The sequence below is a fragment of the Methylobacillus glycogenes JCM 2850 genome (assembly GCF_000617925.1).
Taxonomy (GTDB): domain Bacteria; phylum Pseudomonadota; class Gammaproteobacteria; order Burkholderiales; family Methylophilaceae; genus Methylobacillus; species Methylobacillus glycogenes.
Genome location: NZ_BAMT01000006.1, coordinates 115,193 through 139,684 on the forward strand (window position 1 = coordinate 115,193; position 24,492 = coordinate 139,684).

Sequence of the window (24,492 nt, forward strand, 5' to 3'; positions counted from 1 at the left end):
ATGCGCCCGGCATGCCGGGCGCGTTACGGGGTTTAGTTGTGAGTGCCTAGTAATGGTACTAGTAACGGTAATGATCAGCCTTGTAAGGGCCAGCCTTAGAGACACCGATATAGGCAGCCTGTTGATCTGTCAGTTCGGTCAGCACGGCATTGAGCTTCTTCAGCTGCAAACGTGCGACTTTTTCATCCAGATGCTTGGGCAGAGTGTAAACGCCGACTGGGTACTGGTCAGCACGGGTGTACAGCTCGATCTGGGCGATAGTCTGGTTAGCAAAGGATGAAGACATCACATAGCTTGGGTGACCAGTGCCGCAGCCGAGATTCACCAAGCGACCCTTGGCCAGCAAGATGATGCGCTTGCCATCAGGGAAGATGACGTGGTCGACCTGGGGCTTGATTTCTTCCCACTGGCACTTGGCTTCCAGTGAGGCGACATCGATTTCGTTATCAAAGTGACCGATATTGCAGACGATGGATTGATCCTTCATCTTGGCCATGTGGTCGTAAGTGATGACGTGGAAATTGCCAGTGGTGGTGACAAAGATGTCAGCATGCTCAGCCGCATATTCCATGGTCACAACACGATAACCTTCCATCGCGGCTTGCAGCGCGCAGATTGGGTCAATTTCTGTTACCCAAACCTGGGCAGAAAGTGCGCGCAGCGCCTGGGCAGAGCCCTTGCCCACGTCACCATAACCACAGACTACGGCAACCTTGCCCGCGATCATGACATCGGTGGCACGCTTGATGCCATCAACCAGGGATTCACGGCAGCCATACAAATTGTCGAACTTGGACTTGGTGACGGAATCGTTGACGTTGATCGCGGGGAATTTCAAATCGCCGCGCTCATGCATTTGATAGAGGCGATGTACGCCAGTGGTGGTTTCTTCGGTAACGCCCTGGATTTTCTCCAGACGTACGGAGTACCAGGTCGGGTCTTGAGCAATCTTGGCCTTGATTGCAGCGAAGAGTATGGTTTCTTCTTCAGAGCTGGGGCTGGACAGCACGGCCAGATCTTTTTCTGCCTTGGCACCGAGATGCAGCAGCAGCGTGGCATCACCACCATCATCCAGAATCATGTTGGAGTAACCGCCATCGGCCCATTCGAAAATGCGGTGGGTGTAGTCCCAGTACTCGGTCAGGGTTTCGCCCTTGACCGCAAATACTGGCACGCCAGACTCGGCAATCGCGGCTGCGGCATGGTCTTGGGTGGAAAAGATATTGCAGGAAGCCCAGCGCACTTCGGCACCCAGATCCACTAGGGTCTCAATCAGCACGGCGGTTTGAATGGTCATGTGCAGGCTGCCAGTGATGCGCGCGCCACGCAGCGGCTTGGTGGTGGCGTACTCTTCACGTATGGCCATCAGGCCTGGCATTTCGGTTTCTGCAATTTTGATTTCCTTGCGGCCCCACTCGGCCAGGGAAATATCGGCAATGATGTAATCTTGAGCCACGGTATTCATCCTTCTCAGCGTTTGGCGACATGGTAGCGATAAGTTACCGACAATGTCGCGATGGAATGTGTGGCCAGCAGGGAAGGGAGGCTTGGAAGTGCAAGGTTTCACCATCATCCCGTGACTGGCACGTATCAATCTGGTGAACGCCGTTCACGCGCTTGAGTGCGCGTCAACCGAGCCTGGGGAGGGTGTCCATCCTTGCAACGTTCCTCGGTAGAGCGGGCATTATAGTGGGTTTGATCAGGTTTGTAACCGTCTGCTGAATGCTTGCTGCAGACTGAGATAGCGGCTGCTATCAGCAACCCTTAAGGGAACAAAGTGCCATCAGCCAGAGGTGATTGAAATCGGGGAAATTCCAGTCATCAGGATTTTCTATGGCTACTATCTTGTCGGTGCTGCCTTGCTGGGAGAGGTCTATGATTTCGGGCAGCAGGCGAGCGCTGGATTTTATGGAGTAGAACACCTTGACCTTGGGCTTGAGCAGCGAGCTTGGGTTTTTGTCCACCACCACTGCCAGTCTGTTCGATTCCAGCCTGACCAAGGAGCCTATGGGGTAAATGCCCAGACTCTTGACGAAGGCCTGGAACAGCGTGCCATCCAAATGATCACTGGTCCATTCCGCCATCTTGCGCAAGGCATCGGCAGGGTGCCAGCCATTGCGATAAACGCGGTCTGAGGTGATGGCATCATAGACATCGCAAATCGCCCCCATGCGTGCATGCAGGCTGATTTCATCCTTGTTCAGGCCGTGCGGGTAACCAGTGCCATCAATTTTCTCGTGATGATGCAGGCAGACGTCCAGCACGATGGGGTGTATATCCGGCGAATTCACCAGCAAGGCATGGCCCACTTCGGGATGGCGCTTGATATCCTCGTATTCCTGATCACTCAGCTTGCCAGCCTTGTTGATCACCGACATGGGGATATCCATCTTGCCTATGTCATGCAACAGGCCTGCCAGCCCACACTGGCGCACCTCTTCTTCATCCATGCCTAGCTGCATTGCTAGGGCAACCATCAAGCCGCATACCGCTACCGAATGCATATAGGTGTAGTCGTCACGGTTTTTCAGGCGTGCCAGGCTGATCAGCGCACCAGGGTTGCGTGTGACAGATGAGGAAATTTCATTGACCAGATTCATGGCCTTGTTGCCATCCAGGGCTTTGCCCAGTCTGGCTTCATGGAACATGTGTTCCACTTCGCGCTTGGCCTTGGAACAAATGCGTGCTGCCTGTTCCAGTTCTTCGGAAATTTCTACCTTGCGCGGTGCCCTGGGAGCAGGTGGTGTGGGCGGAGGAGGCGCAGGCCGCGCTTCCCGTGCTACATCAAAGCCCTTTTTGGTATCAATCGTAACTTCGGTGACTCCGCTACTGAGCAGGTCATCGATTTCTGACTGTACGGTGATGCGGAAAGCGCTACGCCAGAATGGATGGTTGATCCAGGTAACGTCCAGCTTGTGGAGGAACATGCCAATGCGAAGTTGGCTGACGGGGATTTTCTTCAGCATTGGCTATGTTCGCATGAGGGTGACTAAATTCCAGCCGCGGCGCGTAATTGCGCCACCTTGTCCGTGGATTCCCAACTGAACTCCGGTTCATCGCGGCCAAAGTGACCATAGGCCGCAGTTTTGGAGTAGATCGGGCGCAACAGATCCAGCATCTTGACGATACCCTTGGGGCGCAGGTCGAAATGATCCAGCACCAGCTGGGTCAACACTTCATTAGGCACCTTGCCTGTGCCGTAGGTCTCAACCATGACGCTGGTAGCTGGGCCACACCAATCGCATAGGAAACCTGCACCAGGCAGCGTGAAGCCAGGCCAGCGGCAACGATATTCTTGGCCACGTAACGGCCAGCGTAAGCGGCTGATCTATCTACCTTGGAAGGGTCTTTACCCGAGAAAGCGCCACCACCGTGTGGCGCAGCACCACCGTAGGTGTCGACGATGATCTTACGGCCAGTCAGGCCGCAATCGCCTTGGGGGCCACCGATAACAAAACGGCCGGTAGGGTTGACCAGGAACTTGATTTCACCCTTGACCAACTCTTGCGGCAGGGTGGGCTTGATGATTTCTTCAATCACCGCTTCACGCACCTGTTCCAGTGTTTGCTCAGGGGCATGCTGGGTGGAAACCAATACGGTATCGATCTTGTAAGGCTTGCCGTCCTTGTACTGAACGGTGACCTGGCTCTTGGCATCTGGGCGCAACCATGGCAGGCGGCCATCCTTGCGCAGTTGCGATTGACGCTCCATCACACGATGTGAAAGCCAGATTGGCAGAGGCATCAGTTGCGCGGTTTCATCGCAGGCATAGCCAAACATCAGGCCCTGGTCGCCAGCGCCTTGATCCAGCGGGTCGTCATTGGCGTTATCCACGCCCTGGGCGATATCAGGAGATTGCTTGTCATAAGCCACCAGTACCGCACAACTTTTGTAATCTATGCCGTAATCGGCATTGTCGTAGCCTATGCGCTTGATGGTGTCGCGCGCGACCTTGATATAGTCAACATTTGCCGTGGTGGTGATTTCACCAGCCAGTACCACCAGACCAGTGTTGGTCAGGGTTTCTGCCGCAACACGGGCAGTGGGGTCTTGTTCCAGAATCGCATCCAGAATGCTGTCGGAAACCTGGTCCGCAACCTTGTCGGGATGGCCTTCCGAAACGGATTCTGAAGTAAAGAGATATTCGCTCATTGGTTCCTGCCAGAGTAAATTTGCAAAAGATTGCTAGAATAGCAAAGTCATAGTGTTTCAAAAAGAAATTCATGCTCAAAGCATTGCTGCGACTTCTTGCCCGGCTACCGCTGCCACTGATCAACCTGATTGGGGTGCTCACTGGCTGGGGGCTTTATTTGTTCTCTAAGAAAATAATACGGCGCACGCGCAAGAATCTTGATATCGCCGCCATTACCCATAGCAAAAAAGACTATCTGCGCTTGCTCAGGCAAAGCGTGATAGAAACTGGCAAGGGTTTGGTTGAAACCTTTGCGATTTGGTTCCGTCCGCAGCAGCGTGTGTTGCGCTGGGTACGCGCCTGCCATGGCTGGGAACATGTGGAAGCCGCGCTGGCCAATCAGCAGGGCATTGTGTTCCTGACGCCACATCTGGGTTGTTATGAAATCACCGCCCTCTATTATGCTGCCCGGCACCCGATTACCGTGTTGTATAGACCAGCTCGGCAACAATGGCTGGCACCTTTGATCGATGAAGGGCGTAACCGCAGCCTGATCAAACAAGCGCCTACCAATTTGCGCGGTGTGCGCAGCTTGCTCAAGGCACTCAAGCAGGGTGAGGCTGTCGGCATATTGCCGGACCAGGTGCCTGAGTTTGGTGAAGGTGCCTGGGTGGATTTCTTTGGCACCCCGGCTTACACCATGACGCTGGTAGGCAAGCTGGTAGAGAGTTCCGGTGCCAAGGTCTTGCTTGCCTATGGTGAGCGCCTGTCCTGGGGGCGTGGCTATGTGATTCATATCCGTCCGCTGGAAGCTGAAGCTACCGCCGCCAATATCAATCTGGGCATTGAGGGTCTGGTGCGTGAGCGACCGCAGCAATATCTGTGGAGCTATCGCCGTTTCAAGCAACCTAAACCACACGGCAAGACCCAGCCCGCTGATCAAGCTCCTTAGAAAAAACCGGATTGGTCTACTATGTCTCTGGTAGTATCAATGAGCCATAGGCATGACTCACTGGCGAGGCTCAGTGAGCCGCATCCCGATTGTATTATCAACACTCAAGCATGGCCGTCATGAAACTCAAGTTCACCAAAATGCAGGGCATAGGCAATGACTTTATCGTCATTGATGGTTACACCACGCCCGTCACCCTGGATAGCGCCACCATAGCCAGAATGGCAGACCGCCATTTTGGCGTAGGCTTTGATCAGCTATTGCTGGTGGAAAGGCCTACCGTGGGCGATGCTGATTTCCGCTACCGCATTTTCAATGCCGATGGCGGCGAGGTCGAGCAATGCGGCAATGGCGCGCGCTGCTTTGTGCGTTTTGTTCACGATCAAGGCCTGACCCAGCAAAGCGAGATTCGTGTAGAAACGGCCAGAGGCATTATTTTCCCCAAGCTGGAGGCCAATGGTCTGGTGACCGTCAATATGGGTGAGCCGCGCGTGCAGCCTGCGGAAATCCCCTTTGTGGCGGAGGATGAGTCGCTGACTTATACCTTGGCGCTAGTGGGCGAAACCATCACAATCTCCGTGGTTTCCATGGGTAATCCTCATGCCGTCACTGTTGTGGACGATGTAGACACTGCGCCCGTCGCCACCCAGGGCCCACAGATTGAAAGCCATGCGCGCTTCCCGCAACGCGTCAATGCGGGCTTTATGCAAATTGTGAACCCCAGCCATATACGCTTGCGCGTCTTTGAACGGGGCAGTGGTGAAACTTTGGCTTGTGGCACCGGGGCTTGTGCGGCCGTGGTCAGCGGTATTCGGCTAGGCCTGTTGCAATCGCCAGTCCAGGTCAGCACCCGTGGTGGTGAATTGAATATCGCCTGGGCAGGGCCTGGGCAGCCAGTCTTGATGACTGGGCCGGCAGAAACCGTATTTGAAGGCAGTATCGACATTTAACAGGCAAGGCATATGGCCAACGCCTAGAAGGAATCAGTATGGACCCACAAGATCACAACATTGAAGAGCAGGCGAGCGAATATCAGGTGACCAGTTACCTGCGCGCCCATCCGCAGTTCTTCGAGCATCACACCACCTTGCTGACTGAGCTTTACCTGCCCAGCCCGCACGGCCATGGCACAGTATCGCTGGCCGAGCGCCAGCAACTGGCACAACGTGACCGCATCCGTGTCATGGACGTCAAACTGAGCCAACTTATCAAGCATGGCGAAGAAAACGATGCTATCAGCGACAAGGTGCATAGGTTGACCCTGGGCCTGCTGGCGAGCGAAGAACTGGAGCTGATGCTGAGCTTGCTGGAACATTCCCTGCGAGAAGATTTTCAGGTGCCGCAAGTGGCCTTGCGGCTGTGGGCCACCCCCAAGGCGGCAGAAAATGCGGCTTTGCCTGCCTTTGCAGCAGTAGAACCAGAAGCACAAGCCTGGGCTGCCAGCCTGGCAGTACCTTATTGTGGCAGTAGCCCGGGCTTTGCCGCTGCCAGCTGGTTTGATGAGCAGGCAGCACCAGCCTCGTATGCCATCATGCCGCTACGGAGCGAGCAGGTGTTTGGCCTGTTGGTATTGGCGAGTGATGATGCCCAGCGCTTCTACCCGGAGATGGGCACGCTCTACCTCAAGCGCATTGCGGAATTGCTCAGTGCTGCTTTGCTCAGGCATATCAGCTAGGCTGGTGGCAAGCTAAAACTCGGCACTCACAATCCAGGCGCATCATGGATCAATTGCAGGCCTATCTGGACTACCTTCAGTTTGAGCGCGGCTTAAGCCCGCTCACCGTCAAGCACTATAGGCGTGATCTGGATCTGCTGCTCAGCCTCAAGGCCGAGCTGAAATTTGAAATAGATCTGCCTGCCTTGCAAACCACGCATATACGTCGCTGCATTGCCACCCTGCACAGCCGGGGCTTGGGCGGCAAGTCTATTGCCAGGCATCTTTCAGGCTGGCGCGGTTACTTCGAATATCTGGTCAAGCGCATGGTGCTGTCAGCAACCCCTGCCATGATATGCGTGCCCCCAAAGCGCCCAAGACCTTGCCCAAGGCGCTGCCTGTGGATCAAGCAGTGAAGCTGGTAGCGCTGGAAGGTGATGATGACTTGACCTTGCGTGACCGGGCCATCCTTGAATTGTTTTATTCATCTGGTTTACGTCTCTCCGAACTGACGGGTATGAATCTGCCCGATCTGGATTTGCGTGCAGGCACAGTGTTGGTGACGGGCAAGGGTAATAAGTCCAGGATTGTGCCTGTGGGCAGCCATGCCATCAGCGCACTACAGTCCTGGTTACAGGTGCGCCAGCCTGCCAGTGCGGAAGAGGCTGCGGTGTTTTTGAACCAATCCGGCCAGCGTATCAGTGGCCGTGCCATTCAGTATCGCATCAAACAGTGGGCTATCAAGCAGGGCATAGGCAGCAATGTGCACCCACATATGCTGCGCCACAGCTTTGCCAGCCATGTATTGCAATCCAGCGGTGACTTGCGTGCAGTGCAGGAAATGCTGGGGCATGCCAATATCAGCACCACCCAGGTTTATACGCATCTAGACTTTCAGCATCTGGCCAAGGTGTATGATGCGGCGCATCCACGCGCTAGAAAGAAATAAGGCGCTAGAAAGAAATAAGGCGCTAGAAAAAATAAGGCGCTAGAAAGAAATAAGCAGGTACAACAATGCAGCTGAGCACAGCTGCAAGCCTTAAGCCTCTGCCTGCCAGTGTCCGGATTTCCCGCCCAGTTTTTCCAGTAGTTTGATCTCGCTGATCACCATGCCTCTGTCCATGGCCTTGCACATATCGTAAATCGTCAGCAAGGCCACACTGGCTGCGGTCAGGGCTTCCATCTCCACCCCGGTGCGGCCGACAGTCTCAGCGCTGACCTGGCAATGCACGGTATTAAGCGCCTGGTCTATAGTGAACTCTACCCCGACCTTGGTCAGGGGGATGGGGTGGCAAAGTGGAATCAGGTCGGCAGTGCGCTTGGCTCCCTGGATGGCGGCTATTCTTGCAATGCCGAGTACATCCCCCTTTTTGGCATTGCCTGCCGTAATCACGGCCAGGGTTTCGGCCTGCATGCGTATGCTGCCATGCGCAATGGCGAGACGCTTGGTTTCGGCCTTATCGGCCACATCGACCATATGGGCCTGTCCTTGCGCATCAAAATGGGTGAGCTTGCTCATGGGATGTCCTGACGAATTGGCGCTGTAGCGCTAGTGAACTTGGAAAGCGAGCTTGCTATCATAGCAACGATGAGAACGCTTTACCCAATTGTATTGCTGACGGCCATGGCTGCTGTAGCTGTTCCGGTGGCGCTGGCCGATGGCTTGCCTGAGCTGGGGGATTACTCCGCCACGGTGATGTCTCCTCTCGATGAGCAGCGCATTGCCGATGAGATCATGCGTGATGTCTATGCCAGCAGCCAGGTGCTGGAAGACCCTGAAATCAACGACTATATCGACGACTTAGGCCACAGGCTGGCCGCCAATAGCCCGGATAAATACCAGCGTTTCAATTTCTTTGTGGTCAAGGACAACAGCATCAACGCCTTTGCCATGCCTGGAGGCGTCATAGGGGTACATACCGGGCTGTTGATTGCCGCCAATAATGAATCGGAAGTGGCGGGGGTGCTGGGGCATGAAATCGGCCATGTGGTGCAACACCATTTGGCGCGCATGCTGGCCAAGCAAAAAAATGATTCTGTGATCAGCATGGCAACCATGGCATTGGCCTTGCTCGCGGCGCGCAGCAACCCACAGCTAACAGGTGGCGCATTAACTGCTGCGACTGCCAACTCCATACAGAAGCAGATTGATTACACACGCGAGCATGAGCGTGAGGCCGACCGGGTAGGCCTGCAGATTATGGAAAGCGCGGGTTTTGATGCGCGTGCCATGCCCAGCTTTTTTGAGACCTTGCAAAAAGGCACGCGCTTTTCTGAAGGCAGCGCTCCGGCATTCTTGCGTACTCACCCTTTGACCAGTGAGCGTATTGCCGATGTGCGTAATCGCGTGGAGCAAGGCGGCAGCTATAAGGTGGCGCAGGAAAGCCCTGGCTTCCAGTTCGTCAAGGCTAAGCTGCTCTCAGGAATAGGCACGGCGGATAGCGCCATCAATACCTTCCGCTATAACTTGCAGGAAAAAAGCTATGCCAGCGAGCCCGCTCAGCATTACGGCATTGCCTTGGCCATGCTGCGCAAGAATGACCTGGCAGGGGCCAAGCAGGAGCTGGACTGGCTGCGCAAGAATACGTCCGCAAATGCCATGATAGAGACCCTGGCCACCAATATCATTGTCGCCGGGCGCGATACGCGTTTGATCGAGCAGCAATACCAGGATGCCCTGGCAAAATACCCCGATCACCGCGCTTGATCTACGGCTATGCCGAGCATCTGCTGGCAACGCGGCAGCTGGAGCGTCTGCTGCCCATGCTGACTGACAAGCAGGTGCAATTCCCCGATGACCCTTATTTCTATGAGTTGCAATCCCGTGCTTACACCATGCAGGGCAAAAATCTATTGCGGCATCAGGCCCAGGGTGAGGCCTATGTGCGGCGTTACAACCTTAGGGGCGCGGTGGAACAAATGGATTTGGCTAGCAAGGCCAGCGATGGCGATTTTTATCAACATTCCATCGTCGAAGCCAGGCTGGGGCAGTTGCGCTTGCAGCTAGATGATAAAAAGCGCGATTAAGATGGCAACCTCCAATCTCAGACGTCGCTTCATCGCTGCCTTGCTGGCAAGCTTTATTGTGCCGCTCAAGGCCTGGGCCGCGCGCTGGAACCAGCAGGCGTTTGAAGCGCCCGATGTTGCGGCGGCCAAACAGGCGCTGGCTATGCACGATGTCTATAAAGATCAGGATCACGGCCATGCGCAGATTGAAATCGTCGCGCCGGAATTTGCCGAGAATGGCGCGGTGGTGCAGGTGGAGATCATGAGCCGCATTGCCAATACCACGGCGATTGCCCTGTTTGCGCCCAAGAACCCGGTGCCGCTAATCGCCAATTTCAGCTTTGCCAATGGCGGTAAGCCCTTCCTCATTACCCGGGTAAAACTGGCCGAAAGCCAGACTCTGGAAGTGGTGGTGCAGGCCGATGGCAAATACTATCAGGCCGAACGCTATATTGCCGTCTCTGAAGGAGGTTGCGGCTGATGGCTGAGCCTGTGGAACACAAAATGAAAATGCGCGCCCGGCTACAGCAGGGCGTGGCGGAAGTGCGGCTATTGATCAGCCACCCCATGGAAACCGGACGCCGCAAGAACGAAGCGGGTGAAGTGGTTGCCGCGCATTTTATTCAATGGCTGCAAGCCAGGCATGGCGACAAGGTGGTGCTAGAAGCCCAATGGGGCACGGGCATCGCCAAGGACCCCTATCTGATTTTCTATGTGGCTAATGCTGCGCCGGGCGACATCATCAAGGTGGAGTGGCAGGACAACAAAGGTGGCAGCGGCCAGCACAGCCTGACGCTTAGCTAGGCCCTGCTAGCTTGGCCTAGCCGTCAAGAACTTACAGACGCTGCAAATAGGTCAGCAAATGCTTGGGGTTGGTAAAAGTCAGGTCATAAATGCTGGTAAAGCCCTGGGCATGTTCATCGCTGATGTCAGCCACGCAAAGCAGAAACTGGGCTTTTTGCAGACCCAGGCTTTTCTTCAGTAATCGGTATTTCTCAATCTGGGAATGGTACTCGCCCGTCTTGCATTCTATGCAGATCGGGGTTTTATCATCCAGCAGCAGAAATACATCCAGCTCGTGTACCTCGGCATTCGGCAGTGTGATCTTGAGATTGCGCGCGCAGGAAAACGGCAGCTGCCGTTGGCTGGCAAAGCTCAAGGCCTGCATCAGTGCATACCACTCCAGCCAGATGCCACTGAAAAACTGTCTGATGGGCGGCGATGGCTGCAGAATCAGGCGCAAGGTCTTCTCGCTCTTTTGCTGTACCAGGCGGCTGATAAAGGCAAACTCATGCAGTTGGCGGCAGAACTGCGTTACCCGGTGCAATTCATCCGCATTGCGGTTGGCCAGATGAATGGTGGTGCCTATATAGTTTTCACGATAGGCATGGCAGATCTGCTGGATGATAGGGCGTAGCGTGGCGTAATCCGTGGCGATGGCATGGGCTATTTCATCAAAGAAACCAGTGGTATCCACAGCATTGGGGTTGAGTTCAACCTTGATGCGCTTGTGCTCAAACCAACGCAGCAGCGCTTGAGCCTGGCTTGCTTCGCTCAGTGCCGCAGTGTTGGAAAAATCGCGGGGTTCATTCGTGGGTAATGGTTCGCTGCGCGTCGGGCTTGCAGCTTTCTGCGCGTCTTGTTTTTGCTCATTTTGCAGGCGCTGGTAAGAGCGGTGCAGGGCGAAATATTTCTCCAGCAGCTGGTTCACAAAAAACGTGCTGTCCCAGATTTTATTTACATGCTGGCATTGGGGACAGGGCATGTCCTCTCCCACTCGCTGGGCGTCAAGTTCTGTGACGAAATTGCATTGCTTGCAGCGATAAATGGCCATGCACAGGCTCCAGGTTAATGCGGGATATGCTGTAGCAGTTGCTTGAGTAAAGGCAGGGTGACTGCACGCTTGTCGGTGAGTGACCACTCGTCCAGAGCGTCAATGGTGGCAATAAGGCTGGGCATATCGCGGCGCAAGTGGCGTAAACAGTAATCCAGCACTTCGTCAGGCAGGCGCATGCCTTTGGCTTCGGCATGATTGCGCAACGCCTGGGCTTTTTCTTCATCGCTCAAGGGGTGCAACTGGTAGCTCAAACCCCAGGCCAGACGTGTTGCCAGATCATCACGCAGCCCCATCTGACCAGGGGCTGCAATCCCGCTCACCAACATGCGGCCGCCAGATTCACGTAACTGGTTATAGAGATCAAACAGGGCAATCTGCTCGTCGTCCCCCAGCAGGTGTACATCGTCCACGCAAATCATATTGAGTTGCTGGCTGCTGGCCAGCGCATTGCAGGCGCTGATCAAATGGCTTTTGCCACAGCCGTCGGCACCCCAAAGATAGATGAAGCGCGCATCATCCTGCTCAAGCACAGTGCGCTGTAACTGGAACAAGGCTTCGGCGTTGCGGCCAACGACAAAATTATCAAGGCTGGGCGCGGCTGGGGGCTGGATGTCGAGAAGTAATTGTTTCAATGCGGTTCAGTTCTTGTATACAAATCATGCGCTACGCTTTATTCAGCTTGCGTGCTGCAGTTTTATTGGTTTAAGTGCCTTGCCCACTCTTAAACTGCGGGCTGCAAACGATATCTATAGCGAAGAAGACATGTTTTTGTTGCGGCACCAGAGTGTTTTCTCGGGCCATGCCACGTCCATAGCTATCGTTTGAGGGCTATTTATCAGGTAAAATTATGCCCTAATTGTCTAATTTATCTTGTGGAAAGCGAGAACTCAACTTGAATTCTGAAAAAACCTCGATTAGCTATCGCGATGCCGGTGTGGATATTGAGGCCGGGGACGCCCTGGTTGAGAGAATCAAGCCATTCGCCAAGCGCACCATGCGCCCTGAAGTGCTGGGCGGTATTGGTGGTTTCGGTTCCTTGTTCGAGGTGCCGAAGAAATTCAAGAACCCTGTGCTGGTTTCCGGTACCGATGGCGTAGGTACCAAGCTCAAGCTGGCTTTCCAGCTCGACAAGCATGACACCGTAGGTATAGACCTGGTGGCCATGAGTGTTAACGATATCCTGGTGCAAGGCGCTGAGCCCCTGTTCTTCCTCGATTACTTTGCCTGTGGCAAGCTGGAAGTAGGCGTAGCCGCCCAGGTGATCCAGGGCATAGCGGCTGGCTGTGAGCTGTCAGGCTGTGCGCTGGTGGGCGGTGAAACCGCTGAAATGCCTGGTATGTATCCGGCGGGTGAGTATGACCTGGCAGGTTTTGTCGTCGGTGCTGCAGACAAGGAAGCGCTGATAGACGGCTCCACCATTGCCGAGGGCGATGTGGTGCTGGGCCTGGCTTCCAGTGGCGCGCATTCCAATGGCTATTCGCTGATTCGCAAGCTGATTGATTTGTCCGGCATAGACCTGGACAGTGATTTCTACGGTAAACCTTTCCGTGATGTGATCATGGCGCCTACACGCATTTACGTGAAACCTTTGCTCAAGCTGCTGCAACGCGTCAAGGTCAAGGGCATGGCGCATATCACTGGCGGCGGTATTACCGAGAACGTGCCACGCGTATTGCCTGAAGGCCTGACTGCGGAAGTGCGCCAGGGCAGCTGGCAAATGCCACCGCTGTTCTCCTGGTTGCAAGAGCAAGGCAATATCACCGATCAGGAAATGTACAAGACCTTCAATTGCGGCATAGGCATGGTGGTGATCGTGGCGGCGGCAGATGCCGCAGCAGCACTTGCCCTGCTGGAAGCAGAAGGTGAGCAGGTTTGGCAGATTGGTAGCATACGTCGCCAGGCTGCAGGTGAAGCGCCCACTATCGTTGCTTGATCAGGCATAGCCTGATGGGGAGTTGTCTATCAGGGCTGGCTTAGAACTTAAATCAGCCGCAGTTGCCAATGGGATGAGGTGCTAGCACTTCTCAAGTTTGCATCATTTTTTGCAAATACTGTGCTGATCCGAGGCGGTGTTTGAGCTTAGCCCAACATCGCTCGCAACCCATTCCAGGAGGCTTAATGTCCAATATCCGTACCCCTGCCTTGGCGCTTGCCCTGCTGTTAAGCAGTGGTTTGGCGCTGGCAGCGCCCAAGCAGGTCAAACTCACCTATGAGGCAACCCGTAACGGGCAAGCCTTTGCCAATGTCACCGAGACCTATCAGCAAGAAGGTAATCGTTACCGCATAGAAAGCGTCACCAAAGGGGTGGGCGTTTACGCCCTGTTTGGTGAGCGACGTTTGACCAGTGAAGGTGAAGTGACAGCGCAAGGCCTCAAGCCAGAGCACTTTGAACTGCATCAGGGCGATAACGAAAAGCGCTCGCTGTATACCGATTTTGACTGGAAAGCCAGTCAACTCACCATGAAGGTCAAAGGCAAACCGAATAGTGTTGCACTGGAACCCGGCACCCAGGATCTGAGCAGCTTTATCTACCAGTTCATGTTTACGCCGCCCAGTGGTGAGGAGTTGAACCTGCCTGTTACCACTGGCAAAAAGCTGCGTAATTATCACTACAAGATCACCGCCAAAGCCGAACAGCTGGAAACTCCCGCGGGCAAATTCAAGGTGATGCATCTGGAAGATGCAGACAAAGACGCTGCTGAAGACGGCAAGGAGTTCTGGCTGGGTGTTGATCAGCATTATCTGCCAGTGAAATTGATGATGCTGGATGACAAGGGCTACAAGATTGAACAGGTGCTGACTAGCATCAATGTGGAGTAGTGTGACCAGCAAGTGGCAGCGACTGTCTGCCAAAGGGAAATTGGCGCCTTATGGTTTGGGCCTGGCGGTGCTGCTTTCCCTGTTGTTACATGGCTTGATGCTGGGCGGGGAGTATTGGTCACTGCCCGATCTGGTGACGCAGCATGAGGAACAGCATTTGCAAGTGGTGAGTTTGCAGGCCAATAAGCCATTGTTGGCTGACGCACAATTGCCCAAACCAAAAGTTAGCGCTAAACCAAAAATAAAGCCTAAAGCGAAACCCCAGGCAGAATCATTGCCTCAAGCAGAACCCTCGGCAGAAGCAAATGCAGAGACTGCGGCAGATGCTGCCCCAAATGCAATACTGCCAGAGAACGCTGCAGCAGAGCAGACTGAGGGAGATAGTCCAGCCACGGCTGAAGCCTTGCAGCAAAATGCGGCCAGTGCAGATGAGCAGGTGCAGGAAGAACAGCGCACATTACCTCACTTCAGCTATGTGGATACCGAATTCAAGGTGCTGCGCGGTGCCAACGGCAGCAAGATAGGCGTCAGCCATATACGTTATCGTGCTTTGCCAGACGGGCGTTATGAACTGACGAGTACTACCGAGGCGCAAGGGCTGGCGGCCTTGGTGGTCTCCGGCAAATTATTGCAGCAAAGCACAGGCAGTATCACAGAGCAGGGCTTGCGCCCGGATTATTTCAGCTATCAATACGGCAGTAGCGAGAGCAAGAAGCAACAATCGCGTTTTGACTGGGCACAACATACCCTCAGTCTGGAAACCGCCAAGGGCATACAAACCGTGCCGCTACCCGATGGCACCCAGGATTTGCTCAGTGTGATGTATCAATTTGTCTTTGTGCCGCCGCTGGAGCAAATGAGCCTGAGCGTGAGTAATGGCCGCAAGCTAACCGCCTTCAACTATGAGTTTGAGGGCGAAGAAATATTGAATACCGAGTTTGGTGTGGTGAATACCCTGCACATTGCCAAGGTTAACCAGACAGGCAGTGAAAAAACCGAATTATGGCTGGCGGTGGATTATCTCTACCTGCCAGTTAAAATGCGTAAGACTGAAGAGGATGGCAGCGTGATTGAACAAATGGCCGTCCGGATTTCCACCGATTTATTGAAATGAGCGTATGAACCAAAATTTGTTAAGACTCGCCGGCGTGGTCCTGGCTGATGTATTGAGCGGCTCAGGCCCGGCGGATGCCAAGCTGGGCAGCTTTTTCCGCCAGAACCGCGAACTGGGCACCAAGGAGCGTGCCTGGATAGCCGAATCCGTCTATGGCGTGCTGCGACGTAAATCCTTTTTGGCAGCGATGGCTGGCAATGAAGACCCGCGCCGTTTGCTGGTGGCCTGGTTGGTCAAGATACAAGGTGGCAGCTTGCGCGAGCTGGAAAACATGCTCAACAAGCAGCAGACAGAATGGGCGCAGGAGATCAAAGCTAAATCCACTGATGGCTTAAGCGCCGCCGAGCAGGCTGATCTACCCGAGTGGCTATGGCAACGTCTGGAAGCGCAATATGGCAATGAGCAGGCACTTGCGATTGCGCGCAGCATGCACAAGCCCGCCAGTTTGGATTTGCGCGTTAATCTGGTCAAAGCCAATCGCGATGAGGTGATGGCGCGCTTTGACACTGAAAAAGCCGGTGCCGAACTGACGCCTTACTCACCTACTGGCATACGCATGCCACAACGCATGTCCATCAGCCGTCATCCACTATTCATGGATGGCAAAATTGAAGTGCAGGACGAAGGTAGCCAATTGCTGGCCTTGCTGGTGGCACCACGCCGTGGCGAAATGATTGCCGATTTCTGTGCTGGCGCGGGCGGTAAATCCCTGGCGCTGGGCGCGCTGATGCGTAACAGCGGCCGTCTGTATGCGTTTGATGTCTCGGAAAAGCGCTTGTACAACCTGGGCCAGCGCCTCAAGCGTTCTGGCCTCTCCAATCTGTATAGCCAGGTAATCAGCAGCGAAAATGACCCCAAGCTCAAGCGCCTGAATGGCAAGTTCAACCGTGTGCTGGTAGATGCGCCTTGTAGTGGCCTGGGGACCTTGCGCCGCAATCCCGACCTTAAGTGGAAGCAGACCCCCAAGGATGTAGAAGAACTCACTGCCAAGCAGGCATCGATACTCGCGCGTGCCGCCAAGCTGGTGAAAGCGGGTGGCCGTTTGATCTACGCTACCTGCAGCCTGCTGGCCGAAGAAAACGAGCAATTGGCCGAAGCTTTCCTCGCTGCACATCCGCAGTTCCAGTTGGTCAACGCTGCCGATGTGCTAGCGCAACAACAGGTCAAGCTGGATACCGGGGCTTATCTCAAGCTGTTACCCCATCAGCATGAAACCGATGGCTTCTTTGCTGCGGTGTTTGAGCTGAAAGCGGCTTCTGCCGCCAAGAATGCTGATCAATCTGCTGAAATTGCAACCAGCAACGTTGTCGTTGAGGAAGTGGCAGAGCTGCATTGGTTGAGGCTGAGGTAGCTGAAGCAGAAGTAGCGGCAAGCAAAGCCAGTAAAGCGAAAGTGACCAAGCCTAAGGTCGCTAAAGCCAAAGTCAGCAAGCCCAGTGCCAAGACGGCCAAGGCCAGTGAGTGTGAAGTGACTGATGCTGAAGTGGCTGAGTCCGCAGTTACTGAGTCCGCAGTTACTGAGTCCAAAGTGACTGGGACTAAAGCGAGCAAGGTCAAGGCTAGTAAAACTGAAGTCAGCGAAGTTGAAAGTAGCGAAGCTGAAGGTAGCGAAGCTGAAATTAGTCAAACAGTAGCGAGCAAGCCTGCAGCCAAGAGCACTAAGCCCAGAGCAAGCAAGTCTGCCGCGACAAAAGCCTCAGCTACTAAGCCTAAAACTACCAAACCCAAGGTCGCCAAGGACCCTGTCTAGGAATCGTCCATGAAATTGCCCAGCCTCAACACGCAAATCCTCATTGGTGCCTTTATTGGCGTGTTGCTGGGTTTACTCATGGGCAGTCTGGCACCAGATTCACCCGGCCGTGAGGCAGGCATGTATGCGAGCAACTTGGCCGGAGGTCTGTTTATAGGCTTGCTCAAGATGGTGCTGGTGCCTTTGCTGTTTACCTCCATCGTGGTTGGTGTGGCCAATTTGCAGGCGCATAAACAGATGCATCGCGTCTGGGTATCAACCCTGGTGTTCTTCAGCATTTCCATGGCTATCGCCGTGTTGCTGGCGCTGGTCGCCACCAATATCTTCCAGCCTGGTGCGGGCATGCATCTGGATATGTTTGCCCATGCCTTGCAGGACTTCCATGCGGAAAAACTCACGGTGGGTGAGTTCTTCACTCATTTTCTGCTGGGCCTGTTCCAAAACCCGTTTAGCTCGCTGGCGCAGGGCAATGTGCTGGCAGTGGTGATCTTTGCCTTGATTGTCGGGATTGCCATCGTGGTGGGTGGCGAGCGTTATCAGAATTTCCTCAAACTCATGCAAGAGGCGTTTGACCTCATCATGATGATAGTCGGCTGGGTGATGCGCTTGGCACCCTTGGGCATCATGGCGCTGCTGGCTAAATTGGTGGCGGCTCAAGAGGTGGGCTTGCTGGCCAGCATGGCGGAGTTCATGGTGCTGGTGGTGGGCATTACCCTGGTGCATGGGGTCATCATCTTGCCCGGCATGCTTTATATCGTGACGCGCATGTCACCCTGGCGTTTCTGGCAAGGTGCCAGAGATGCGCTGGTGACCGCCTTTGCCACCAGCTCAAGCTCGGCCACCCTGCCTGTGACCCTGCGCTGCACTGAGCAGCAACTGCATGTGAGGCGCGAGATTGCAGGTTTTGTGGTTCCGCTCGGTGCCACCATTAATATGGATGGCACTGCGCTTTACGAAGCCTCGGCCGCGCTCTTTATCGCCAACCTGGTGGGGGTGGAACTTAACCTGGTGCAGCAGCTCATAGTGTTTTTCATGGCCATGCTGGCTTCAGTGGGGGCGCCCGGTATCCCCAGCGCGGGCATGGTGACCATGGTGATGGTATTGCAATCGGTGGGATTACCCGCGGAAGCGATTGCCATACTGCTGCCTATAGATCGCTTGCTAGACACCATACGTACCGCCGTCAACGTGCAGGGCGACATGATAGGTAGCCTGATAGTGCAGGAAATTGTCACGAGTTCTGAAGCCAAACCTGTTTCAGGTTGATGATTTTGTATAGAATTACCGCCTGCTGTCATCCGAGCATGATGACAATGCGTTAATAGCAGCATGGAGAGGCACTGGATTAATCCTCGGTTTTAATTGATAATCTTTCGCAATTGGAATTGATGACCTATCCAAAGTTTGCTGCAGCAACAGTAAGCGCCCATCCAGGCTCTTGGTTTCAAGCAAGCGTTTTAGCTAAATGTAGTAAGGCAGTATGAAAAGAGCAGTTCTATAACACAGGCAATCTTGCCTATATTTAGATGAGGGAAGTAAATATGAAATCCAGCAAAATCGTCGCTATCTTGTTAGCTTCACTGTTCTCCGGTTCCGTACTGGCAGCAGGCTGCTCCGTGGATGTTGAAGCCAACGATGCCATGCAATACAACACCAAGAACATTGATGTAGAAAAGAGCTGTAAAGAGTTCACAGTGAACCTGAAGCACACTGGTTCCCTGCCTAAGAACGTGATGGGCCACAACCTGGTGATCACCAAGACTGCAGACTTCAAGGCTGTTATGAACGACGGCGTTGCTGCTGGTGAAGCTGGTAACTTCGTTAAGGCTGGTGATGCACGCGTTGTTGCTCACACCAAGCTGGTTGGCGGTGGTGAAAAGGACAGCGTCAAGGTTGACGTTAGCAAGCTGGCTGCTGGTGAGAAGTACACATTCTTCTGCTCCTTCCCTGGCCACGCTACTATGATGCGCGGTACAGTTACTGTTAAGTAAACTGTAAGCCTATAAGTCATTAGGCAGCATCTGCCTTGGTACAGACCAAGGTAAAGCAAAAAAGGGCAGCTTAAGCTGCCCTTTTGTTTTGTGCCCGCTACCCATTCAGCTAGCGGGATTTACTCGTACTAGAAGTCGAACTGCGCACGTGCAGTCAAAGCACGTTCGTCATCTGCCGTGGCCGTGGCATTGTTATTGGACTTGGTATAGCGCGCCACACCGCCTGTGAACTTGGTATCTACATAGTCCAGCACCAGACGGGTGTTAGGGTTCAATATCCATTGCACGCCTGCGGTCCAGGCGTGAGCGCCAGTGGCTGTGCCTGCGGCGACATTACCTGAACCTACTGGGCCAGAACCCGCGGCGAAATCGCTGCCATCAAAGTCTGAGTAGCGCAGGCTCAGTAACACAGCACCCGTGCCTGTGCCATTGCCTATATCGAAGTTCTTCTTCGGGTTGATACGGCCAAACAAGCCCAAGCTGCCATAGCTGTCGGCAAAGTGTTCGCCAGTCACCAGCCAGCTGGCGGCGGCGTACCAGGCCTTGATATCCTTGTCGAAATTCTGATGCAGACTGGTCTTGCCTTCATAGTTGTGCTTCATCCACTCAGCTTGCAGCTTGAACGGACCTTGCGCCACGGCCATTTCCAGACCATAGCGGGTACGGGTCAGGTCATCGCTGTTGTCATGCGTGAAAGCGGTGGGGGTGAAGAAGGCCACACCTCTGGCTTCGGTACGTGCAGTAGGGGCCACTACCTGATTGGGTGACAGTTCGCCACGAGAGAAACCAGCACCCAAGTGATAAACCGCATCCTTGTTGCCGAGGAACTGGGCAAAGTTGACGCTGGCGCGACCTATGATGTCCAGACCATCCACCTGATTGTCGGTGTTGTTGATATTCTTGCCACGGCCAGTGGAAGTAGCCAGACCGTAGAACACACCCTTGGTCGGGTTGCCAAACAGCATAGCCCCGCGTTCCTTGCCTGGGGTCAGCACGTCCAGTAGTCCACGCTCTTGGAATTCGGTAAAGATATCGCTGGTGTCCTGCTCCATACCAAACGGCATCTTGAACTGACCAAAGCGCAAGCGGGCTTGATCCCACCAGTTGATGCCGAAGTAGGCTTCATCCAGATGACTACCATTGGCGACATTGGCAAAGTCAGCGGTGATATTGAAGTCGTAGTATTTGTAGTAGCGGCCTTGCATGGTCATGAAAGCACGGCGGATATCGAAGGTATCCGCGCTTTCAGCCGCGTTCTTGTCGAAGTAACGGTAATCCGCCTGGATACGGCCATTGAAGCCCAGGGATTGTGACTTGTCTGCGGTTTCCAGGCGTATGCCATCCTTGAATACCGGGCGGATATCAGCCTTGTGGCTTTCCTCATCCGCCACTTTCTCGCTTTTGCGCCTATCGCTAATCTTGCTGACTTCTTCCTTGGTCAATACGCCCTTGTTCATGAGCATTTCCAGAATGTCTTCGGTAGAGTCGGCATGGGCGGGCAAGCTCGCCAGCAACAAGCTACCTAGGGCAAGAGGAAACAGACTTCTGAGCTTCATTGTGACTTTCTCCAGTATTAAATAAAACGGCAACCAGACGTGTTGCAATGAGGCGGGATTATTGGCGGGGAATATGACAGTTCCGTGTCAAAAACGGGCACTTAGACCAGAAATGGCCTACTTTTACAACGATTTACAAAACACGAAAATTCAAATATAACAACAAGTTGCGTAATGTTAAGACCTGCGCTGCTCAGCTAGACCCTGCTAAGAGCCTGTGAGATGGACTAAGAGTTGGATGGGGATTTGCGCAGAATTGCGACAGAGGGGCTTGCCAGTGCAATACTGGCAAGCGGGGTATAGATGTAATGCAATCGAGCAATGCCTGGGCACTGGCGGGCACTCAGGCATTAGGCTGCGGCAGCCTGTGTTTTGCGTAGTCTGGCGTTCATGACCAGGGAATAAGCCGCTGGCACCACCACCAAGGTGAGCAAGGTGGAAGAAATCATGCCGCCTATCACCGCAATGGAGAGTGGGCCATTGGTTTCTGCGCCTGCGCCCAAACCCAATGCCGCAGGTAGCAGGGCCAGAATAATGGTGAGCGAGGTCATCAGTACCGGGCGCAAGCGTATGGGGCAGGCTTCGCTTAATGCCTGGTCTACGCTTTTGCCTTCTTCCCTTAACTGGTTGGTCAGGTCTATCAGCAGAATAGAGTTCTTCGCCACCAAGCCTATCAACAGCACCAGCCCTATCATGGAGAAGATATTCAGCGAGTTACCCGTCAACCATAGCGCAAATACGCCGCCTATGATGGCCAGCGGCTGCGCCAGCATGATAATCAAGGGCTGCAGGAAGGAATTAAACTGGCTGGCCAGCACCATATACAGCAACAGCAGAGCCAGGCTGAACGCAAACATCATGTTTTTGCTGGTCTTTTGTAATTCCTCGGCTTGGCCTATCAAATTCAGCCTGTAGCCAGGCGGCAGGATTTCCTGCGCACTATCGCGTACCAGCTGAATGGCATCACCCAATGGCATCGAGGGGTTGGAATACAGGCTGGCAGCATATTGCAGGTCAAAGCGGCCTATCAGCGCAGCCCCTAGTGTCTGCTTGAAGCTGGCAACGCTATCCAGGCGTACCAGCTCACCCGAGTTGCTGCGCAGATAGATTTTCTTCAGGTCATCAGGGGTGGATAAACTGCCTTCCTTGGCCTTGAGGCGAATATCGTAGCGCTGACCGTCACCAGGCTCGTCATTGAAGCTGGCGACATCAATACCCCCGGTATAGAGATTAAGTGCGGTGGCCAAATCGGTGGCGGATAGCCCCAGGCTGGCGGCTCGCACGCGGTCTATCTGCATGGTGAGCTGTGGCAAATCAAGGTCAAGATCCAGATCGACCTTGCCCATGCCTGGGGTATCACCCAGCATGCGCTGCATGGTTTTACCCAGTTGCGCGACTTGTTCCAGGTTGGGGCCAGTGATGTTGAGTTGCAGCTTTTCCGAGCGCTGGCCACCCACAATAGCCACTGGCACCGGGAAAGCCCGTACGCCGGGAATCTGATCCAGCTCCACGCGCATGGCCTTGATCAAATCTTGCTGGCTCATGCTGCGGTCGCGCCTTTCCTTGAGCCTGATGCTGACCGTACCTTGTTGACTTGGCCCTGCGCGCCTACGCCTATAGTGCTGAAGTAGCTGGCAATCTGCGCGTCATAACGGGAGACTACACCTTCAAGCAAAGTCAGGCGGCTATTGGTGTATTCAATGCTGGAGCCCAGTGGCGTACGGAAGGAAATCATAAAGCGGCCTTCGTCCGAATCTTGGATGAACTCCTTGTTGACCTTGCCAAAGAAGAAGCCGCTGCCCAGGATGACCAGCAAGGTCAGCAGCATAATGAGCCAGCGGTGCTTGAGGGTCCAGCGCAGACTACGGGCATAGCTGCGGTCCATGGCGTGATAAACCTTGTCCAGCCAGCGATAGAAACGGCCGCTGGGCTCATGCGCAGACAGGTAGCGCGAGCAGAGCATAGGCGTCAGCGTCAGCGACACCAGCAGTGATACCAGCACCCCAAAGGTCACCACCACCGCGAAGGACTTGAAGAACTTGCCTATCATGCCGTCCATAAAGATCACGGGCGCGAAGATACACACCAGTGAGAAAGTGGCCGCCACCACGGCAAACGCTACCTCGCGGCTGCCGGAAATAGCCGCCATTCTGGCGAGTACGGCAGGGGCTTCCTGGCTGTTGCGGCTACGCAGGGTCAAGTGCCTGTGAATATTTTCCAGCACCACAATGGCGTCATCGACCACCACGCCTATTAGCAGCAGCAAGGCCAACAGCGTCATGGTATTGAAGGTGAAGCCGGAGAAATACATGACGGCAACGGCCCCCAATAGCGAGACCGGGATGGCGGTGGCAATAATCAGGGTGGAGCGCAGCGAGCGCAGGAACAACCAGACGATAAACGCGGCCAGCAGCGTGCCTTCTACCAGGTGATCCTGCAGCGCGCGCACGATATCATTGATGAACAGCGCATCATTGGTGGAGATATCCAGCGTCATGCCAGGCGGCAGATTGGGCCGTATGTCCTTATCCAGCTTACGCTGCACGGCATTAATAATGGAGACGGTATTGGCGTTGGCTACCTTGACGATACCCAGGCCCACCGCGGGGTTGCCACCAAAGCGCGCCAGTTGACGGTAGTCCGCCACATCATCTTGCAGCTCGGCAATATCCTTGAGCTTGATGGCGGCACCATCACGGTAGCTCACCACCATTTCCGCGAGATCTCGCAGGGTGTGGAATTCCAAGTCCAGTTTCATGAGGTACTCGGAACTCTGCCCCACCAAAAAGCCCCCTGGCAGTTGCACATGCTCACGGCCAAAAGCGGCAATCAGGTCTGTGGCCGTCAGGTTGTAGGCGGCCATGCGCTCAGGCAATACATGTACGCGTATGGTGCGGTCACGGCGGCCGCCCAGGCGGACTTCGCCTATGCCATCTATGGTTTCCAGCTGCTTCTTCAGCACATTGAAACCATAGAGGTTAATCTGTTGTGTGGTGCGGTCGCCGCGTAGCGCCAGCCACATAATAGGTTGGGCATTGGTCTCGACCTTTTGCACCTGGGGTGGGTCGGTATCGTCGGGCAGGCGGCGCAATACCTGATTTACCTTGGATTGCACCTCGTTATAGGCAACGTCGATATTCTTTTCCAAGCCAAAGGTGATGGTGATGACCGAGACGCCGGGTGATGAGCCGGATTGAATGTGTTCTATGCCCGGCGTGGTGTTGACCGAAGACTCGATGACGCTGGTAATGCTGGCATCGACAATGTCAGGATTGGCACCCTTGAGCGTGGTGGTGATTGAGATAATGGGGAATTCGATATAAGGCAGTCTATCCACGCCTATGCGCTGATAACTGATAATTCCCAGCAGCACCAACAGGCCAGAGACCATCCAGGCCAGCACATGCCGCTTAATTGATATTTCCGGCAAACTCATGGCTGTGCCTTGTGCTCAGGCTTGGTCTGGGCTTTGATTTCAGACTTGATTTGAACCTGGGCCTGATCGGTGAGGAAAGCGGCACCATCCACAGCGATGGTTTCCCCGGCTTGCAAACCTTCAAGAATCTGAATGCGGCCATCCTGGTAAATGCCAGTTTTGACGATGCGTTGCTGCGCTACATCATCTTTAATCACATACACCACCTGCCCAGCCGGACGTAACACCACGCTGAGCTCAGGCAC

19 protein-coding genes, 4 pseudogenes and 1 riboswitch are annotated in these 24,492 nt (G+C 54.4%); of the genes and pseudogenes, 14 read left to right on the plus strand and 9 right to left on the minus strand.

From position 1 onward, the window contains the following. Positions 1 to 58: 58 nt before the first annotated feature. From ahcY to metK, 3 genes and pseudogenes are all read right to left on the minus strand, one after another. Positions 59 to 1,465: an adenosylhomocysteinase gene (ahcY, locus tag JCM2850_RS09915; protein ID WP_025871544.1), complete on the minus strand. Its 1,407-nt coding sequence runs from the start codon at positions 1,463 to 1,465 to the stop codon at positions 59 to 61. Between the two features lie 128 nt (positions 1,466 to 1,593). Beyond that, positions 1,594 to 1,677: riboswitch (S-adenosyl-L-homocysteine riboswitch) on the minus strand. Positions 1,678 to 1,754: 77 nt separating this feature from the next. Then, positions 1,755 to 2,966: a cyclic di-GMP phosphodiesterase gene (locus tag JCM2850_RS09920; RefSeq protein WP_025871545.1), complete on the minus strand. Its 1,212-nt coding sequence runs from the start codon at positions 2,964 to 2,966 to the stop codon at positions 1,755 to 1,757. Positions 2,967 to 2,989: 23 nt separating this feature from the next. Next, positions 2,990 to 4,152 (minus strand): annotated as a pseudogene (gene metK / locus JCM2850_RS18485) (methionine adenosyltransferase). 71 nt (positions 4,153 to 4,223) lie between these two features. Between metK and JCM2850_RS09930 the strand changes: the two are divergent. The 4 genes and pseudogenes from JCM2850_RS09930 (at position 4,224) to xerC (ending at position 7,687) form a co-directional block, all read left to right on the plus strand. Further along, entirely contained in the window at positions 4,224 to 5,084 is an 861-nt protein-coding gene (locus tag JCM2850_RS09930; protein ID WP_025871548.1) for a lysophospholipid acyltransferase family protein, read from the plus strand. Between the two features lie 119 nt (positions 5,085 to 5,203). Beyond that, complete coding sequence (gene dapF, locus JCM2850_RS09935) at positions 5,204 to 6,034, plus strand: diaminopimelate epimerase (protein WP_025871550.1); 831 nt, start codon at positions 5,204 to 5,206, stop codon at positions 6,032 to 6,034. A gap of 38 nt (positions 6,035 to 6,072) precedes the next feature. Beyond that, a complete protein-coding gene (locus tag JCM2850_RS09940) occupies positions 6,073 to 6,759 on the plus strand; it encodes a DUF484 family protein (RefSeq protein ID WP_051525360.1) in 687 nt (228 codons plus the stop codon). A gap of 44 nt (positions 6,760 to 6,803) precedes the next feature. Continuing rightward, positions 6,804 to 7,687, plus strand: a pseudogene (gene xerC, locus JCM2850_RS18490) (tyrosine recombinase XerC). Between the two features lie 90 nt (positions 7,688 to 7,777). On the opposite strand, the gene moaC reads toward xerC, so the two are convergent. Further along, positions 7,778 to 8,257 (minus strand): cyclic pyranopterin monophosphate synthase MoaC, encoded by a 480-nt coding sequence (moaC, locus tag JCM2850_RS09950; RefSeq protein WP_025871554.1) that lies wholly within the window; start codon positions 8,255 to 8,257, stop codon positions 7,778 to 7,780. A 69-nt stretch (positions 8,258 to 8,326) separates the two neighbouring features. Here moaC and JCM2850_RS18495 point away from each other — a divergent pair. The 3 genes and pseudogenes from JCM2850_RS18495 to soxZ all read left to right on the plus strand — a co-directional run bounded on the left by JCM2850_RS18495 (position 8,327) and on the right by soxZ (position 10,548). Then, a pseudogene (locus JCM2850_RS18495) lies at positions 8,327 to 9,765 on the plus strand (beta-barrel assembly-enhancing protease). 1 nt (position 9,766) lies between these two features. After that, on the plus strand, positions 9,767 to 10,225 hold the full coding sequence (locus JCM2850_RS09960) for a thiosulfate oxidation carrier protein SoxY (protein ID WP_036265911.1): 459 nt from the start codon (positions 9,767 to 9,769) through the stop codon (positions 10,223 to 10,225). After that, positions 10,225 to 10,548 carry a thiosulfate oxidation carrier complex protein SoxZ gene (soxZ, locus tag JCM2850_RS09965; protein ID WP_036265913.1) on the plus strand — a complete coding sequence of 108 codons (324 nt, stop codon included), beginning with the start codon at positions 10,225 to 10,227 and terminating at the stop codon, positions 10,546 to 10,548. Before JCM2850_RS09960 ends, soxZ begins: the two co-directional genes overlap by 1 nt. A gap of 31 nt (positions 10,549 to 10,579) precedes the next feature. On the opposite strand, the gene JCM2850_RS09970 is transcribed toward soxZ, so the two are convergent. After that, on the minus strand, positions 10,580 to 11,455 hold the full coding sequence (locus JCM2850_RS09970; RefSeq protein ID WP_025871559.1) for a hypothetical protein: 876 nt from the start codon (positions 11,453 to 11,455) through the stop codon (positions 10,580 to 10,582). Positions 11,456 to 11,592: 137 nt separating this feature from the next. Further along, positions 11,593 to 12,213, minus strand: a complete 621-nt coding sequence (locus tag JCM2850_RS09975; protein WP_025871561.1) for an HdaA/DnaA family protein — start codon at positions 12,211 to 12,213, stop codon at positions 11,593 to 11,595. Positions 12,214 to 12,473: 260 nt separating this feature from the next. On the opposite strand from JCM2850_RS09975, the gene purM reads away from it, so the two are divergent. The 7 genes from purM (at position 12,474) to azu (ending at position 19,255) form a co-directional block, all read left to right on the plus strand. Beyond that, positions 12,474 to 13,514 (plus strand): phosphoribosylformylglycinamidine cyclo-ligase, encoded by a 1,041-nt coding sequence (gene purM, locus JCM2850_RS09980; protein WP_025871563.1) that lies wholly within the window; start codon positions 12,474 to 12,476, stop codon positions 13,512 to 13,514. A gap of 185 nt (positions 13,515 to 13,699) precedes the next feature. Continuing rightward, on the plus strand, positions 13,700 to 14,401 hold the full coding sequence (locus JCM2850_RS09985; RefSeq protein ID WP_025871565.1) for a DUF3108 domain-containing protein: 702 nt from the start codon (positions 13,700 to 13,702) through the stop codon (positions 14,399 to 14,401). Position 14,402: 1 nt separating this feature from the next. Further along, entirely contained in the window at positions 14,403 to 15,515 is a 1,113-nt protein-coding gene (locus JCM2850_RS09990; RefSeq protein ID WP_051525362.1) for a DUF3108 domain-containing protein, read from the plus strand. 16 nt (positions 15,516 to 15,531) lie between these two features. Then, the gene (locus JCM2850_RS18500; RefSeq protein WP_439645859.1) at positions 15,532 to 16,866 is read left to right on the plus strand and encodes an RsmB/NOP family class I SAM-dependent RNA methyltransferase; all 1,335 of its coding nucleotides are present in this window, start codon (positions 15,532 to 15,534) and stop codon (positions 16,864 to 16,866) included. A gap of 41 nt (positions 16,867 to 16,907) precedes the next feature. Then, positions 16,908 to 17,264 carry a hypothetical protein gene (locus JCM2850_RS18505; protein WP_148301237.1) on the plus strand — a complete coding sequence of 119 codons (357 nt, stop codon included), beginning with the start codon at positions 16,908 to 16,910 and terminating at the stop codon, positions 17,262 to 17,264. A gap of 9 nt (positions 17,265 to 17,273) precedes the next feature. Then, positions 17,274 to 18,530, plus strand: coding sequence for a dicarboxylate/amino acid:cation symporter (locus JCM2850_RS10000; protein WP_036265922.1), 1,257 nt, complete (start codon positions 17,274 to 17,276; stop codon positions 18,528 to 18,530). Between the two features lie 275 nt (positions 18,531 to 18,805). Then, positions 18,806 to 19,255 (plus strand): azurin, encoded by a 450-nt coding sequence (gene azu, locus JCM2850_RS10005; RefSeq protein ID WP_025871569.1) that lies wholly within the window; start codon positions 18,806 to 18,808, stop codon positions 19,253 to 19,255. 128 nt (positions 19,256 to 19,383) lie between these two features. Here azu and JCM2850_RS10010 read toward each other — a convergent pair whose 3' ends face one another. The 3 genes and pseudogenes from JCM2850_RS10010 to JCM2850_RS22790 form a co-directional block, all read right to left on the minus strand. Next, a complete protein-coding gene (locus tag JCM2850_RS10010) occupies positions 19,384 to 20,811 on the minus strand; it encodes an OprO/OprP family phosphate-selective porin (protein WP_025871571.1) in 1,428 nt (475 codons plus the stop codon). A gap of 350 nt (positions 20,812 to 21,161) precedes the next feature. Beyond that, positions 21,162 to 24,247: pseudogene (locus JCM2850_RS18510) on the minus strand (efflux RND transporter permease subunit). After that, entirely contained in the window at positions 24,244 to 24,492 is a 249-nt protein-coding gene (locus JCM2850_RS22790) for a permuted SH3 domain-containing protein (protein WP_234406198.1), read from the minus strand. The pseudogene JCM2850_RS18510 and the gene JCM2850_RS22790 overlap by 4 nt, the downstream one beginning before the upstream one ends.

Excerpts from the sequence above, each read along its gene's own strand:
- JCM2850_RS09960 (WP_036265911.1), top strand. The coding sequence starts at position 9,767 with ATGGCAACCTCCAATCTCAGACGTCGCTTCATCGCTGCCTTGCTGGCA.
- JCM2850_RS09930 (WP_025871548.1), top strand. The coding sequence starts at position 4,224 with ATGCTCAAAGCATTGCTGCGACTTCTTGCCCGGCTACCGCTGCCACTG.
- ahcY (WP_025871544.1), bottom strand. The coding sequence starts at position 1,465 with ATGAATACCGTGGCTCAAGATTACATCATTGCCGATATTTCCCTGGCC.
- soxZ (WP_036265913.1), top strand. The coding sequence starts at position 10,225 with ATGGCTGAGCCTGTGGAACACAAAATGAAAATGCGCGCCCGGCTACAG.
- azu (WP_025871569.1), top strand. The coding sequence starts at position 18,806 with ATGAAATCCAGCAAAATCGTCGCTATCTTGTTAGCTTCACTGTTCTCC.
- JCM2850_RS10010 (WP_025871571.1), bottom strand. The coding sequence starts at position 20,811 with ATGAAGCTCAGAAGTCTGTTTCCTCTTGCCCTAGGTAGCTTGTTGCTG.
- dapF (WP_025871550.1), top strand. The coding sequence starts at position 5,204 with ATGAAACTCAAGTTCACCAAAATGCAGGGCATAGGCAATGACTTTATC.
- JCM2850_RS09920 (WP_025871545.1), bottom strand. The coding sequence starts at position 2,966 with ATGCTGAAGAAAATCCCCGTCAGCCAACTTCGCATTGGCATGTTCCTC.
- JCM2850_RS09985 (WP_025871565.1), top strand. The coding sequence starts at position 13,700 with ATGTCCAATATCCGTACCCCTGCCTTGGCGCTTGCCCTGCTGTTAAGC.
- JCM2850_RS09940 (WP_051525360.1), top strand. The coding sequence starts at position 6,073 with ATGGACCCACAAGATCACAACATTGAAGAGCAGGCGAGCGAATATCAG.
- moaC (WP_025871554.1), bottom strand. The coding sequence starts at position 8,257 with ATGAGCAAGCTCACCCATTTTGATGCGCAAGGACAGGCCCATATGGTC.
- JCM2850_RS10000 (WP_036265922.1), top strand. The coding sequence starts at position 17,274 with ATGAAATTGCCCAGCCTCAACACGCAAATCCTCATTGGTGCCTTTATT.